We start from the raw sequence: 16,565 nt of genomic DNA, 5'->3' as shown, positions 1-16,565 counted from the left end.
CAGCGGCAACAAACGAATTGCGCAGAACCGTCCCTTCAGGGGCGGTTTTTTGATCCTTTGGGGACGGAGGAAATCTGTTGGCGTGGGGCAAATCTGTCCGCGTGGGCGGGTAGGATGGATGCATTGATTATTGCGAACAGTTTGAGCGGAGGACCATGCCTGTTCGAATCTATACCACCAATGCCGACACGGATATGAGCGATGCCGAGTCGGCGCTGCTTGCCGACCTTATTGCCCGCCACGGGCGTGCCGTGCTGCTGGCGCCAACGTTTGCCGAGCTCGACCTGTGCCGTCATGATGCGGCGGAAGCCGGCGCTTCCCTGGGTGTTGACTACAAGACCCCTTCGTCGTGGCTCCGTTCGTTGTGGGAGCTTTTGGGCGATGGCCGCAGCTTTGTGGACAACCTGCAGCGCCAGATGCTGTTTTCGGACATGGTAGCGCGTCTCGACGACGCCGACCTGCAGCCGCTTTCGCGCAGCCAGGGCACGGTGCGTATGCTCGCGCGTATGGCTCGCGATGTGCTGCCGGGTGTGGCAGGGATAGGTGCCGAACGATGCCGTGGCGACAACTGCCAGCCGGAGTCAAAAAGCGATGCCGAGGCTCGTGTGTTCGAGCTTTTGCGCGCCTATGCGGGCGGTTTGGACCGTCGAGATATGGTCGAGCCCTGCGAGGCGGCTGACATTATGGCCGGTGTCCTGACCGATAACCTGCCGGCGTGCACCCGCGCCGTATGCGTGCGCGGTATCACGTCGTTTACGCACGGCCTGCTCGAGTTACTGTCTGCCGTGGCGAACAATGGGGGAGAGGTCGTCGTGCTGCTTGCCCGCGAGCAGGCGGCGATGCGCGAGGACCTGGCTGCCGCCTTTGATGCCCGCGGTGTGCTGTTTGAGGCCGCCCCGTTGGGGGAGAACGCCGGCGCGTCCGAGACCGCTTCTGCGCCTGCCACTCAGCCTATTTTTATAGAGGTGGCCGGCCCCCATGCCCGCGCCCGCGCTTATGTGGATGCTCTTGAGAACCTGGTCGCGGCATGTGAGGAGTCCGTGTCGCGCGACGGCGCCGCGACAAACTCCGACCCCACGCGCGTGTTCGTTGTTTCCGCCCGGGCACCCCAGCTGTTCGGCGAACTCGCTGCCCGTTTGGCGGCGCGTCACATTGTGGCCGAGACGACTGAGTTCACGGCGTTTTCCCAATCCATTGCGGGCAGGCAGTTTGCGGCGCTTGCCGGCCTGATCGAGCGCATGAAGGCCGCCGATGAGTTCACGGCGTCAAAGACCGAATGGTGGCCCGCGCCGGAGCTTACCGACTGGATCTACAGTCCGCTTTCGGGCGCTGATGCCGTCAATGCCCGTACCTTCGATAAGAACATGCGTCTCTCGCGCAGCAAGACTACCGCGGGCGTTAAGAGCCTGCTGCAGAGCGTCCAAGGCCAGGTGAGGGGCGCGCGTAAAGCGGCGAGCGACGAGAACTGGTTTAAGAACGTGCCGTGCGTGGTCTCGGACGTGTTCCAGGCGCTGTGGCGCGACAAGCCCGTGACGGCGCTCAAGGCCATGCTTGCCGTCGCCGAGGCACTGCCCGATCGCGCCCTTGGAGGCCTTGACGGTCAGGCTCGTCGTCAGGCGGAGACCGCCCTGCTGCGACATGCCATCGACATCCTTATGAACGACGCCCACACGCTCGACGTGTCGCAGGCCGCGACCGTGCCCGTGCTCGACGGCGTTCGTACCAAGGTGGACAAGCGCAGCACTGCATACGATTACGAGACCTACGAGGTCGACCGCGCGCCGCGCGCCCAAGTGCGCTTTGCGTCGCTTGCCGATGCGGCAGCCCTGCGCCCCGATAGCTACGATGCCGTGCTGTTTGCCGACGTCGACCTGGACAGTTATCCGCTCTCACACGAGGAGGGGCCGCTGGCCACGCTGACGGCGAGCCTTGGTCGCGAGGGCGTGACGCTTGAGCCTGCGGCCTTGCTGCGCGCACGCTTTGGCCGCGCGATGCAAGCGTCGCGTGGTCCGGTTGCGCTCGCCCGTGTGACCCACGATCGTCAAGCGCGCGAGTGCTATCCGGCTGCCGTGTGGACCGAGTTGCGGGCGCATGCCGAGGCCGCTGAAGCTGCTGAGGCCGCAGACGCCGACAAGGCAGCTGACGACGCTGAGGCCGCAGACGCCGACAAGGCAGCTGACGACGCTAAGGCCACTGACGCCGACAAGGCGAAGTGCGTGGGTGAGGGCGATATCGTAAGGGACTTCGATCCCGCGGCAGGCGAAGGTCTCAAGCGCGAGCGCGTGACCTGTGAAGCCCCGCAGCATCTGAGTGCCGAGGCCGTGCCGTATTTGGTCCTGCGCCGTCGTGACGGCGAGGACGAGGACGCGCCGCTCGTACCGCGCCTGACGTCCGCCTCGCAGATTGAGGCCTATTCCACCTGCCCGCTGTGCTGGTTCGTGTCGTATCGCGTTAAGCCCCAGTCCATCGATGCGGGCTTTGGCAACATGGAGAAGGGTAACTTCGTCCACGACGTGCTGGAACACCTGCACGCCCGTCTGCCCCAAGAGGGCATGGAGCGTGTGACGCCCGAGAACCTGCCGCGTGCACAGGAGCTGCTGCGCGAGGTCTTTGCCGAGACCTTGGCCGAGCATGCCGGCAAGCGCGGTACCGAGGGCCCGCTGGTGCCGCTCTCCCCGGTGGAGGAGCGTCAGGTGGCCGAGATTCTGCCGCAGCTGGAAGGTGTGCTCGCCTACGAGTCCGAGGCACTCGCGCCCTTCGCGCCGCGCTATCTGGAGTTTGCGTTCAACGAGCTCCAGGTCGAGTATGCCGGTTGGCCGCTCGGCGGGCGCATCGACCGCGTTGACGTGGATGCCGAGAATCGTGCCGTGGTGATCGACTACAAGCATCGTTCGGGTGTCGAGGAGTTTAAACTCGCCGACCCCACGGTGCGCGACGAGGAGTCGGGCGAGGCCCCCATCGACGACCCGCGCTGGCTGCCGCCCCATACCCAGACACTCATCTACGCGCAGGCCATGCGTCGGGCGCTGGGCCTAGATACCCGCGCAGCGCTCTACTTTTCCACCAAGGGCGGCAAGCCCGCGCTGCGTGGCGCCGCAAGTGCCGAGCTGCTCGAGGAAGAGCGCGGCGACGGTCGCATCCCGGGCCTTAAGAAGGGCTTTCCGGGCGAGGGCGGCAGCATGGACTTCGATGCGCTGCTCGACCGCGTGGAGACCGGCATTGCCGAGCGCCTGCGCGAGCTCGAGGCGGGCGACGTTGCCGCCGTCGACCCGACGTCGGCGCAGGCCGCGCATGCGCGCTGCTCGTATAACCACGAAGGAACGTTTGTAAGGAGGGACGTGTAGACCATGGATCTTTCGACCTTGATGCCGCAACAGCTGCAGATCGTCAAGACGCTCGACCGTCCGCTGTTTGTCTCGGCGGGCGCCGGCTCGGGCAAGACCTTTACCCTCACGCGCCGCATCGTCTATGCGCTCTCGCCCGAATCCGGTCCGTTCGTCGAGCATCTGGACCAGGTGCTCGCCATCACCTTTACCAAGGATGCTGCGGCCGAGATTCGCGACCGCGTGCGCCGTGCGCTTATCGACGAGGGCATGGACGAGGAAGCGCTGACCGTCGACGACGCGTGGATTTCGACCATTCACGGCATGTGCTCGCGTATCCTGCGCGCGCACGCGTTGGAGTTGGGCATCGACCCCGAGTTCACGGTGCTTACCGATACCGATGAGCTTATGGATCAGGCTGTCGAGCATGTGCTGGGGCGCGCGACGGCGCCCGATGCCGCGCCTGAGCTCGCCGCCTCGCTTAAGGCCCTCTACGCTTGGTATCCCATGGCGGGCGAGGGCGGGCCGTTTGGCGCCGGTACCACCATCAAAGGCCTGGTGCGCGACCTGTTGGAGCTATCGAGCCAGCTGCCGGGCGGCATGGACGATGTGCGCGTGGCACGCGGCCAGGCCGACACCTCGGCGCTTGCCGATGCCTATCGTGCGGCGCTGGGTGCGAGCAAGGCCACGACCGAGAAAGCACAGGTGGCACTCGACGCCATTGACGCGTTCGAGGCGAGCGGCAAAACCATGGAGGATGCGGCGCGACTCATGATGTCGTGCAGCATGCCTCGGGCGAGCAAGGCGTTTCCTAAGGAGCAGGTGGAGCTGCTCAAGGCCGAAGCAGCCGATGCGTTTATCAATATCGTGCTTGCCTGCGGCGGCCCGGCGCTCGATGCGCTGGTGGGGCTAGCCCGTGCCGTAGAGGCGGAGTACCGTGCGCTTAAGGCCGACCAGTCCGCGCTCGACAATAACGACCTGTTGCGCATGGCATACGAGGCGCTGCGCGATTATCCCGCCATCCGAGCTGCCTATGAGGGCCGCTTTAAGATGGTCATGATCGATGAGTTCCAGGATACCGACCAGATGCAGGTCGATTTGATTCGCTATCTGACGGGCGCGGGGGAGCGCGCGCTGTGCACCGTGGGCGATGCGCAGCAGTCGATCTACCGCTTCCGTGGCGCCGAGGTCGAGGTATTCCGTCGCCAGGAGCGCAAGGTGGGCTCCTCTGCTGCGCCCGAGACGGCTGCCGCATCCGATGCCCCCGCCGGCGAGCTCGTCAAACTCGTGCGCAACTTCCGTAGCCACGACGAGGTGCTGCGCTACGTAGCACGCGTCTTTGACGGCGACACCGGTGGTTTGATGCAGGGGTTCTTGGATCTTGAACCGAGCGACAAACGCGAGGACAAGCTCAAGGCAAAGGCGTCGCGCCGCCAGGCGCTGTTCGTTGCCGGTGGCAGCACGCAGGAGCGAACGCAGGCGAAAGCTCGTGCGATTGCGGAGCGGTTCCAAGCGCTCGTCAAAGCGGGGCAGCCCCAGGGCGATATGGTGTTGCTGCTGGGTCGCATGACCAACGCCGATGTCTATGCGCAAGCTTTCCGTGACCAAGGGCTCGACTGTGTGATCGCAGGCGGCTCGGTCTTTGCCCAGGCAGCCGAGGTGCAGACGGTGCGTGCCCTGGTCTGCGCGCTCGCCAATCCGGCTGATACGGTCCAAGGCCTTATGCCGTTGCTGGCCTCGCCGATGTTTGCACTCGGCGCCCAGGAGTTCCTGGCGCTGGCGACCAAGCTCGACGAGCAGACGGGCGAGACGTCGCGCCGCAATATCGATGTGGGCATCATGAGCGATTCCGATGTGCCGGGTTTGCAGAACCTGCCGCTCGTGACGCGTGCCCGCGAGGTGCTGCGCTACGCGCTTCGTCGCGTGGGACGCGACTCGTTCGCCGCCATCGCGCGCGACGTGGTCAACGCCTCCGGCTGGTTCGTGCGTCTGGCGCAGCGCGGCCCCGAGGGCAAGGCCATTGCCGCCAACGTGCTCAAGGCGCTCGACGCCGTGGCCGAGGCAGAGGCCGAGTTCGGCAACTCGCCGCGCTCCATTGCGCTCGCCTTCGACCGCTTCTTGGCGGGCAAGGAGGCCCCGGGCGCCCTCAACGAGGAAGGTGACGGCGCGGTGCGCATCATGACGGTGCATGCCTCCAAGGGTCTGGAATATCCGGTCGTGGCGGTCGCCGAGTGCTTTGGCGTGCGTAAGTCCTCGGGTGCGGCACAGATGGGTCGCGTCGAGGGCGGAGCGCAGGTCGTGGCACTGCCGGCACGCTTCGACGGCGTTAAGCTCGCCGACGGCACGTTCGTAAAGGGCGATGACGTCAAAAAGCAGTTTGAACACTCGTTTAAGGGCAAGGGCACGTCACTGTGGTTGCCGCCAGAGCTTATGGAGGACGTCTGCGCGACGGGCTCTCCCGCCGAGGCGTTTGCCCGCCTGCGCAACGCCGACCTGCAGCTTTCGCTCGAGGAGCGGGCTCGTCTGCTCTATGTCGCCATGACGCGAGCGCGCGAGTTGGTCATTTTAGCGATGGACGCCGGCGTGAGCCGCGGCAAGGTGACGGCGCCGACCTTCGATGTCGAGACGGATCTGACCTACGACGTGCTGCGCCGCATCCTGCCGACCGACAGTCTGGACATGCCGCAGCTCGATAGCGACCGTTTGGTGTTCGACAACTCCCAGCCGGGCGACTACGAGCTCATCTCGCTGGCGGACTTTACGTTTGGCGAGCAGGCGTTTGAGGTCAACGCTTCGCTGGATGTCGAGGGCAGGCTTGTCCGCGGCGATGCGGAGCCGGAGGGTGCCGGTGCGGATGCCCGCGCCGCCGTTCCCGGTCCTGCCGACCCCGAGCCCGATGCGTTTGAGCTCGTGTATCCCCAGGCGGTGGGCGTGCGCATGGGCACCTGCCCGTATCCGGCGCGCGATTCGTACAGCTACTCGTCAATTGCCGCGGCGCTGCATGCCGAGTCCGAGGACCGTGCCGCCGAGGCACACATGCCCATGGACGAGGCCGGCGATGATGCGGAGTCGGATGGTTCCGAGATGGCCGATGCGGACGTGGCCGCCGTTGAGCCCGCCGGCAACCCCATGGCGCTGGGCTCGGCGTTCCATGCCGCCTGCCAGTGGCTGATCGAGATGGGTGCCGATGAGCTGCCCGCCGCGCGTGCCGATGCACTGGCGCGTCTGTGGCGCCTGACGCCGGAGCAGCGCGAGCGCTTCGACGTTGCCCTGGACCGCTGGCTCAAGTCGGCGGTCCGTGCCGAGCTGCTTGCCTGGCCGTGCGTTCGCGCCGAGGTGCCGTTCTTTTCGCTGGGCTGCGAGGACGAGGACATCGCTCGCTACGGTGCATATGCCGAAGGCGCCATCGACGCTTTGGCGACGAACCCGGCGGATTCGTCACGCGCGCTGGTCATCGACTACAAGACGGGCGGCACACCGGACGAGACGCCGGAACAGCTGCAGGAGAAGCACGCCCTGCAGGCGCGCGTCTACGCTGATGTTCTGCACAAGGCGGGCTTTGAGGCCGTGACCGTTAAGTTCGTCCGCGTGGAGCAGGCGAATCCAGCCATCTTCGTCGAACCCGCCGAACCTCAAGTAGTCACCTACAACCTCTAGCCCTCAAATAACTTGCGGTGGAATACGGACTGTTTTGGCCAAAAAAGCCGCCAAACAGTCCGTATTTCACCGCAACGCATGGGAGAGCCTGGGGCGGTACAATGGCTCGAACGGTTCAAACGAATAAGGAGCCATCATGCAGTTCACCAAAACGCTTAAGGTGACGCCGGAGGAGCTTTTTGACGCTCTGGCGGGGTCCATCATGCAGGATATCGAGAACGCCACGGGCAAGCGTCCCAGCCGCAACAAGCTCAACGGCTATAAGTACGAGAAGCGCGCCCAGTCCGCAAAAGGCAAGGCCAAGGGCACGGCGATCAAGGTTAAGATCAAGCACTTTGACTACCCGTGTCTCTATGAGGTCCGTTTTCAGTATGCGGCGGGCATCAATACCATGCGCTATGAGGCTGCACCTGCTGGCGATGGTGCCTGCGAGCTCACCTATACCGAGGATTTTCAGGGTGTGGGTGGTAACACGTCTGGTACGCGCGGCAAGCTCGGCCTCTTCTTCTATGAGCGCAAGCTCAAGAGCCACGCCAACCAGACGATTGATCAAATCGTCAAATACATCGAGGGTGAGCGCCGCGTAAAGGCTAATCCCGCCTTCGCCGATGATACTGCCGAAAACGCTTCGGATGTATTCCATTGATACCCCTGTGCAAAAGCTTTACCGCTCTTCGTATCAACTGTAAACACTTCAGGCTTCGAGTCAGTAGCGAGCGGCCCGACAAAATTAGTTGACGGAAGTGCCAAATGAATAAGAATGCCACTGCGCAGCTGCACATCTATTCCGCCTTTTTCGTTCTCGCGGGATTTGTTTTAAATCGGGGAGTGTTTCTACTTTTCCTTGCGGATAAAGGAATGTCTGTCACGGAAATCGCGCTTTATCAAGCCCTGTACAACATTGCAGCGGTCGTCCTCGAGCTGCCAACAGGGCTGGTGGGCGATTTCTTTGGAAAGAAGTTCTCGATTCAAGTGGGTGTTCTGCTTCTTTTCTTCCATACGGCTGGCATGCTGTTGCTCTCAGGCCCCTTTCTCGTCGCGCTTTCCCTTGTTGAGGCACTCGCCTACTCCCTTCAATCGGGATCCGAACAGGCACTTTTATATGAAATTGCCCGAAATGCCGGTCAAGGAGAGCGCTTCCTCACCATCAACGCTCGGCTGCTTGCCGCGCAATCAATCGCGACGGGAGTGGCAATCGTACTTGGATCATTCATTGCCCAAGTATCTTGGAGTGCCCTCTACGTATGCGTTTCCGTTTTCTATCTCCTGCAGCTTTTCCTTCTGTATCCCATTGAGAGGATGGAAACGACCCATTCCAAAAACTCTGGGGAGGAAAGGTTTGACGTAGCCAAGATCTTCAGACGCGAAACCTGGTGCATTGGAGAATCCGCTTTTGCGGTGTTGCTTCTTCTAATCGGCACAAGCATGCTCGATGGATTCTATGGGAGTTATTACAACTTGAATCAGTTGGTATTCGACGCATTTGATGCTCCCGTCTCCATAATAGGAATCTTTTTCGGTGCATCCTATGCAGTAAATGCGACGGCCTACATTGCAGCAGATTTCTTCTCATCGCGTTTCGGGAAAAGAAATACCATGCTCGGCTCGATGCTAATCGAAGCCGGACTTTTCATGATTCTTCCGTGGTTCGCTTCAAATCCGCTGTGTTTGTTTGGCCTTAGCATGGTGCTTTGTTTTCTCCCAGAAGTGGTGTACATCACTTCGGAAAACTTAATCCAAGACGCGATAGCGGACGATCTCCGCGCGACGATCCTTTCCGTCGCGTCTCTGGTAAGGGCTCTCTTTTCCGCAATGTTTTTCTCCATATTTGGATATGTGTTGGGGTTATATCCCATTCAGATAGCGCTCGGTGTTATTGGCGCAATCGCGATAGCAATTACCGCCGTTGTTTCTTTAAAAATGGTAGGAATACATGTCTCCAAGAATTGATATATCGATTGACGAGCTGCCCGAAGCGTCGAGCCTTCTTGATGGACATGACTATTCGTCACAAATCATTCAGCGTATCGCCGGGGTTCCAGTAATACTCGATATATCTGGATGCACTCATTCCCCTTTTTGACGGTCCCAAAAAGACTGCCCGTGTGGGTTTGGCTAGGTTCGGGTGCCGTCCGCGCCGTGCGGTAAAATCGTTCAGTCAGAACACGAACCCGCATCGGAGCTCATCACATGGCATTCGTCCATCTGCACAATCACACTGTTTTCTCCATGCTCGACGGCGCAACCCGTATCCAGGATATGGTCAATCGCGCCGTAGAGCTGGGCATGCCCGCCGTGGCCATTACCGACCACGGCTACATGTATGGCGTGCCCGATCTGGCGCTGGCCTGCGACGCCGTCAACCACAATACGCCCGAGTACAAAACTTGGAGCCACGACAAGGCCTTCTTGGAAAAGGACCGCCGCGACGAGCTGGTGGAGCCCGATCCCGAGGAAAACCCGCGCGAGCATGCCCAGTATGTGAAGGACATGGCCATGTGGGACGAAAAGGGCAACATCGACGAGCTCAAGCCGCCCCTGGTCATCAAGCCCATCTTTGGCTGCGAGGTCTACTTTACGCCGGACGAGACGCTCGCCCGCGACCATAAGCCCGAGCTCTACCACATGATCCTTCTGGCCAAGGACCAGGAGGGCTACGTCAACCTGATGCAGACGGTCTCCGAGGCCGCTGTGCAGGGCTTTTACTACAAGCCGCGTGTGACGCTCGACAACCTGCGCCGCCATGCCAAGGGCATGATCTGCACGAGCGCCTGCATTGCGGGCATCATTCCCAAGTACATCGACCGCGGTGACATGGAGGGCGCCATCAAGTGGGCCGAGACCTTCCGCGACACCTTCGATCCCGGCGACTTCTATATCGAGATCCAGGAACACGGCATTACCACCGACAACGGCCTGACCGACGAGCAGATGGACCGCACGCTCATCGACATTGCCAAACAGGTGGGTGTCAAGGTCATCGCCACCAACGACTTCCACTACCTGCGCCGCGAAGACGCGCCCGTGCAGGACGTCATCATGTGTATTGGTATGAACGCCAAGGTCGACGACCCCAACCGCATGCGCATGACCGGCTCTGAGTTTTACATGAAGACCGAGGAGGAGATGCGGGCGATGTTCCCGTATTGCCCCGAGGCCTGCGACAACACGCTCGAGATCGCCGACAAGTGCTACGTTGAGCTGGACTGGGACTCCATCATCCTGCCGCGCTTCCCGCTGCTCGATCCCGGCGAGACGCACGAGAGCCAGTTCCGCCGCGAGTGCGAGAAGGGCCTGCGCCAGCACTACGGCGACGACTGGGCCACGCGCGAGATCGGCGGCGTCAACATCAAAGAGCGCTTTGAGTACGAATACAAGGTCATCTGCGACAAGGGCTTTGCCGCCTACTTTTTGATCGTTGCCGAGTACGTGCAATGGGCCAAGGACAACGGCATCGGCGTCGGCCCCGGCCGTGGCTCGGCCGCCGGCGCTATCGTCGCCTACGCCATGAACATCACCGCGTTCGACCCGCTCGAGAACGGTCTGATGTTCGAGAGGTTCCTGTCCCCGCAGCGTACCGAGATGCCCGATATCGATATGGACTTCGACGATGAGCGGCGCCTCGAGGTCGTGGAGCACGTTCGCCAGCTCTACGGCCCCGAGAAGGTCACCCACGTCATCACCTACTCGACCATTAAGGCCAAGCAGGCCATCAACGACGCCGCGCGCGTCCTAGACTACCCGGTCTACATGGGCCAGCGCCTGTCCAAGATGGTCTCGAGCGACCCCAAGGTCAAGCTCAAGCAGGTGCTCGAAAAGCAGCCCGGCAAAGAGGATCTGTTTAACCCCGATTTTGCCGAGGCCTATAAAAAGGACGACGACGCCCGCCGCATCATCGACACGGCGCTCTCGATCGAGGGCCTCACCCGTGGCGAGGGCGTGCACGCGTGCGCCGTTCTGATCTGCCGCGACCCCGTCAACGAGCACGTGCCCACCAAGCTCGACACCAAGGGCGGCGTCGAGATTACCCAGTACGAGGGCCATACCGTCGCCGACATGGGCCTGCTCAAGATGGACTTCCTGGGCCTGCGCACGCTGACAGTTATCTCCAAGGCCAAGGCAAACATCAAAAAGAACTTCGGCATCGACATCAAAGAGGAAGAGATTCCCTTTGACGACCCCGAGATCTTTAAGCTCATGGGCTCCGGCCACACCGCCGGCGTCTTCCAGGTCGAGTCCGCCGGCATGACGGCCACGATCAAGAACATGAAGCCCACCGAGTACAAGCACGTCGTGGCATTGATCGCTCTGTACCGCCCGGGCCCGCTGGGCGCCGGCATGGTCTCGTCCTACATCAACCGTATGAACGGCAAGGAGCCGGCCGTCTCCTACGACGACCGCCTGGACGACATCCTGGGCGAAACCTACGGCACCATGGTCTACCAGGAGCAGGTTATGCTCATCTCCGTCGAGATGTGCGGCTTCTCCAAGGGCGAATCGGACTCGCGTATCCGTAAACCCGTGGCTAAAAAGAAGATCAAGCTGCTCACGTCGACGGTGCTCCACTGGGAGGATGGCTCCGACGAGACCACCTACGATCACTGGATGAACGGCGCTATCAAGAACAACTACACGCGCGAGGTCGCCCAGAAGATTTGGGACGATGTTCTCGAGTTCGCATCTTACGCCTTCAACAAGTCGCACTCTGCCGGCTACGCCATCTTGGTTATGCAGACGGCGTGGCTCAAGGCGCACTATCCGCACGAGTACATGGCGGCCGTTCTGACGTCCTATACGGGTAAGACCGACAAAATCGTGCACTACGTCTCGGCATGCCGTCACGACGGCATCCCCGTGCTTTCGCCAGATGTCAACGAGTCCGGCACCGAGTTCACGGCTACCAAGGAAGGCGTGCGCTTTGGTCTGGCCGGCATCCGCGGCGTGGGCACCGGCGTGGCGCAGGCGATTATCGCCGAGCGCGAGGCGGGCGGTCCGTTTAAGACGCTGCACGACTTTGTCGAGCGCGTGGACTCGAGCCAGGCAAACCGTCGCGTGATTGAGTCGCTCATCAAGGCAGGTGCCTTCGACTCCACGGGGTATCCGCGTCGCCAGATGATGCACTTTGTGGATAAGAACAACCCCGAGAACATCATCGATGCCGCGATAAAGCGCCAGAAGGACCGCGCGAGCGGCCAGACCTCGTTCTTCGATATGTTTGGCGACGTTGAGGGCTCGGGCTTTGAGGTGAGCGTGCCAGATCCGGACGGCCAGGAATGGGACCGCCACCTCAAGCTGAGCCAGGAGAAAGAGGTTCTGGGCATCTATGTCTCGGACCACCCGCTGCGCCCGTTTGAGTATGCGCTCGCCAAGGCGCGCGACTTTTCGTTCTCGCAGATCGATACCGGCTACGAAGTCCAGAATCCTACGGGCGGCACCATCAACCAAGAGATTCCCGAGGGCAAGGCGCTGTGGTGGGCCGGCATGGTCTCGAGCGTGTCCAAGCGCGTGACCAAAAACGGCGACCCCATGGGCATCGTGCAGCTCGAGGACATGGAAGGCGAGGCCACCGTCGTGGTGTTCCCCAAGACCTATAAGGAGGCCGAGGGTTACCTGTACGGCGAGGTCGATCCCGAGACCGGCGCACAGCTGTCCGACGCCTTTGTGCGCATTAAGGGCAAGCTCGAGCGCTCGGACCGCGGCGACCAGATCATCGCGCAGGAGATCGTGCCTCTTGAGCTCAACGAGGAGAACAACAAGCCCAAGGTGTTTGAGGTCATGGTGCCCAACAGCCGCTTTAGCCAGGGCAATATGGCGCGTCTTGCCACGGTGCTCACCGCTAACCCGGGCGGCGATCGCGTGGAGATCTTTATCGAGCAGGTGGACGGGCGCGTGCTGCGCGCCGAGGTGCCTGCCAAGGTCAACGCGCGCTCGATTCCGCTGCTGGCCGAGGCCAAGGCCATCGTGGGTAACCAAGGCCGCGTGACGGTTATCTAGGGACGGAGTTGCTGGTCCGCGCGAGATTGGAGGAAGTGATGGCACAGGGGACGTTTGTGCAGGCGCTCCGGAAAGAGGCGGCGCTGAGCGGCACCTTTATGAAGGGGCGTTCGCTCATGCTCAACGGCGCCGTGCTGTCGATCGAGGACAGCGGCTCGCGCTTCTCCAAAAACGTGACGGTTGAGGGCTCGGTGCGCGGCTCGCGCGGTGACCTGTACAAGACGCACGTGGCGCTCGACATGGACGAGCACGAGGTGATCGACTACGACTGCGATTGCCCCGCTGCCTATCGCTACCCTGGCATGTGCAAGCACGCCATCGCCACGGCGCTTGCGTATCTGGACGCCAGCGGTATTGAGCCTGTTGAGGGACTGCGCACGCCGGTTCGCACGTTTACGGCGCAGCCGAAACAGCCCGCGCGTACCGCGCCCAAAGCGCCGGCCGTCAACCCCAACTTTCCCTTTCCTGCGCCCGTCCCCACGAGCCCCAGCCTCATGGCGGCACTCTCCGATCTTTCGGACGCGCGCATGGATGAGTTGGCGGGCATGCGCCGCAAGCTCGCCGGCACAGTCGACCCCGATGCCCCCAAGGCGGTATTGGAGCCCTCGCTGGTGCCGTACTACAATCCGCTGTTCGCTGACCGCTTTAGCTGGGCGCTCGAGTTCCGCATTCGCTGTGGATCGGTCTCCTACGTGGTCAAGGACATCGACGGCATGGCCGACGCCTATGTCCGAGGCGGCACCTTCTCGTACGGCAAGAAGCTCACGTTTGTCCATACGCCCGAAGCCTTTGACGAGGTTTCGGTGCGCCTGCTCGACCTTGTTGTGGCAACGGTTGTGTATCTGAGCGACATCACGAGTTCGCGTTCGGCGTCGTACGATTTTGCACGCAGCGGCTTTGTCGCCGAGCGCCAGCTGCCGCTGTCCGAGCATGACATCGTATACATGCTGGACTTGCTGCGTGGCCGGACCATTTCCTTCGAGCCCGCTTGGTCGCGGGGAACGACGACGCATCGTTCCTACGAGGTAGCGGTTGAGTTGTCGCCGGTGGGGGAGGACGAGGCCTCGGCAAAACAACCGCCGCTCCTTGCCGCCAAGATCGCGCCGGCGGCCGGTGGCAGCTACGACCTGCGCCTGCCTGCCGATATGTACTGCTTTGCCTCGGGCGACGTTGCCTATCTGGTTGACACGCACCGCGCGCGCCGCGCCGATGCGGCGTTTGCCCAGCATGCCGCACCGTTTTTGTCGCGTCTGCTGCCCTGTCGCACGCCGATCCATATCGCCGCCGAGCAGGTGGGCGAATTCTGCCGCATGGCGCTGCCCGTGCTGCGCGAATACACTGACCTCACCGCTCCCGCCGCGCTCGACACCGTGGCGCCCGAGCCGAGCTTTGCCATGGTGATCGGCGTCGATGATGGGTTCGTGACCTGCAAAATTACGGTTACCTACGGCGACTGGTCGGCAGATCTCTTTAGTCTGGGCGCTCCGGGAAGCCCCTTCGAAGACCAGCGTCCTGGCGTGCCGCCGCGCGACGAGGTGGCAGAGTTTCGCGTTATGGACACGGCTGCCATGTACTTCGATTTCCAAGAGGGCGGCCTGGCGTTTGAGGAACGCGATGACGAGAGCTTGTTCTGCCTGCTCACCGAGGGCCTGTCTGCCCTGTCCGAGCTGGGCGAAGTCATGCTCAGCGATCGTCTGCGCCAGATCTCGGTGCGCCCTGCGCCCAAGCTTTCGGTGCGCGCGACCGTCAAGAGCAACCTGCTCGACGTCGAGCTGGGCGCGAGCGGCCTTTCGGCGGCAGACCTTGCCATCTACCTCGACTCCTACAAGCGTCATCAGACGTTTGCGCGTCTCACGTCGGGCGACATCATTCGCCTGGACGAGGGTGCCCGCGCCGCGTTTGGCCTTGCCGAAGATCTGGGTGTCGATGCCGTCGACCTGCTCGACGGCGTGTCGCTTCCCGCATCGAGTACCCTGTTTGTCGATAGCATGCTCGCGCGTACGCGCGCGCTCGAAGCCGATCGTGACGCTGCATTCCGTCGCACCGTCGAACGCTTGGATACGCTCGGCAAGATGGACTTTACGGTGCCGGTCTCGCTCAAGGCCACACTGCGCGGCTATCAGGTCGACGGCTACCAGTGGCTTGGCTCGCTCGAACACCTGGGCCTTGGCGGCATCTTGGCCGACGACATGGGCCTGGGCAAAACGCTCCAGATGATTGCGCATATTCTGGCGCGCGTGGAGGCGGGGGACACCAAGCCCACGCTCGTGGTATGCCCGGCCTCACTCGTGTACAACTGGACTGCCGAGCTGGAGCGCTTTGCGCCGTCGCTCGATGTGTGCGCCATCGTGGGCACCAAGGCTCAACGCCGCGTGCAGATTGCCGGCGTGGCCGAGCATAACGTGGTCGTGACGTCGTATGACCTTATGCGGCGCGATATCGACGAGTACGTCGAGCAGGACTTTGCCCGCGTGGTGCTCGACGAGGCCCAGTACATTAAAAACCCGCTCACGCAGGTGGCGCGGGCTGCCAAACGTCTGCCTGCCGGCGTGCGCTTTGCCCTGACGGGCACGCCCATCGAAAACCGCTTGTCCGAGCTCTGGAGCATCTTCGACTTTTTGATGCCGGGCCTGCTGGGCACGCGCGAGTCGTTTGCAAAACGCTTCGAAAGCCCGGTCGAGCACGCCGAGGGCGACAGCGCCGCTCGCCTGCAGGCGCTCGTGTCGCCGTTTGTGCTGCGCCGTGTTAAGGAAGACGTGGTGGCCGATCTGCCCGAAAAGATCGAGGACACCGTCATGGCACAGCTCACCGGCGAGCAGCGCAAGCTCTACCTGGCCAACCAGGACCGCATCGCCCAGCAGGTGCAGCACCGCGAGGCTGGGGAGTTTAAGAAAGACAAGCTCAAGGTGCTCGCCGAGCTCACCAAGCTGCGCCAGATCTGCTGCGACCCGCGTCTACACTACGAGGATTACAAGGCGGGGAGCGCCAAGCTCGATACGTGCATGGAGCTCGTGCGCGGCGCACTCGACGGCGGGCATCGCATCCTGTTGTTCAGCCAGTTCACGGGCATGCTCGACATCATCGGTAAGCGCTTGGCCAAGGAGGACATCGGCTTTCTTAAGCTCACGGGCGCTTCGTCCAAGGAGAGCCGCGCCAAGATGGTCGCGCAGTTCCAGGCGGGCGAGGTGCCGGTGTTTCTGATCTCGCTCAAGGCGGGCGGCGTGGGCCTCAACCTGACGGCGGCCGACGTGGTCATCCACTATGACCCGTGGTGGAACGTGGCGGCGCAGGACCAAGCGACCGACCGCGCGCATCGTATTGGCCAGCAACATACCGTGACCGTGTACAAGCTCATCGCCAAGGATACGATCGAGGAACGCATTATGCAGATGCAGGAGTCCAAGCGCGACCTGGTCAACAGCGTGCTCGGCGGCGACGGCATCTCGTCGGCGCTGTTTACCCGCGAAGATGTTCTGGCACTGCTGGGCGGCGACGGGCGCTAACCCGCTCGGGTGGGGCCGCCAGGGCGGATGGCACACGCTGCCCCATCGTCCCCGCCCGTTATGTGTTCATTTGCAATGCCGTGGATGG

Annotated in this window: 6 protein-coding genes; all 6 read left to right on the top strand. The window is 62.3% G+C overall.

The genetic code is table 11. The annotated features are described in order from the left end of the window. The first annotated feature begins 155 nt into the window (after window positions 1–155). The 6 genes from CSV91_RS04455 (at window position 156) to CSV91_RS04430 (ending at window position 16,477) form a co-directional block, all read left to right on the top strand. Window positions 156–3,344 carry a PD-(D/E)XK nuclease family protein gene (locus CSV91_RS04455; RefSeq protein ID WP_099431963.1) on the top strand — a complete coding sequence of 1,063 codons (3,189 nt, stop codon included), beginning with the start codon at window positions 156–158 and terminating at the stop codon, window positions 3,342–3,344. A 3-nt stretch (window positions 3,345–3,347) separates the two neighbouring features. Continuing rightward, on the top strand, window positions 3,348–6,980 hold the full coding sequence (locus tag CSV91_RS04450; RefSeq protein WP_099431962.1) for a UvrD-helicase domain-containing protein: 3,633 nt from the start codon (window positions 3,348–3,350) through the stop codon (window positions 6,978–6,980). Window positions 6,981–7,116: 136 nt separating this feature from the next. After that, on the top strand, window positions 7,117–7,626 hold the full coding sequence (locus tag CSV91_RS04445; protein WP_099431961.1) for a DUF3284 domain-containing protein: 510 nt from the start codon (window positions 7,117–7,119) through the stop codon (window positions 7,624–7,626). Between the two features lie 104 nt (window positions 7,627–7,730). Beyond that, window positions 7,731–8,930 (top strand): MFS transporter, encoded by a 1,200-nt coding sequence (locus tag CSV91_RS04440; RefSeq protein ID WP_099431960.1) that lies wholly within the window; start codon window positions 7,731–7,733, stop codon window positions 8,928–8,930. Between the two features lie 240 nt (window positions 8,931–9,170). Then, the gene (gene dnaE, locus CSV91_RS04435) at window positions 9,171–12,974 is read left to right on the top strand and encodes a DNA polymerase III subunit alpha (RefSeq protein ID WP_099431959.1); all 3,804 of its coding nucleotides are present in this window, start codon (window positions 9,171–9,173) and stop codon (window positions 12,972–12,974) included. A 38-nt stretch (window positions 12,975–13,012) separates the two neighbouring features. Continuing rightward, a complete protein-coding gene (locus tag CSV91_RS04430) occupies window positions 13,013–16,477 on the top strand; it encodes a DEAD/DEAH box helicase (RefSeq protein WP_099431958.1) in 3,465 nt (1,154 codons plus the stop codon). Window positions 16,478–16,565: the final 88 nt, after the last annotated feature.

This window comes from Collinsella aerofaciens, from assembly GCF_002736145.1.
Taxonomy (GTDB): Bacteria; Actinomycetota; Coriobacteriia; order Coriobacteriales; family Coriobacteriaceae; genus Collinsella; species Collinsella aerofaciens_A.
The sequence above is the reverse complement of the archived record's forward strand: the minus strand, read 5'-3'. Positions and strand labels throughout refer to the sequence as shown.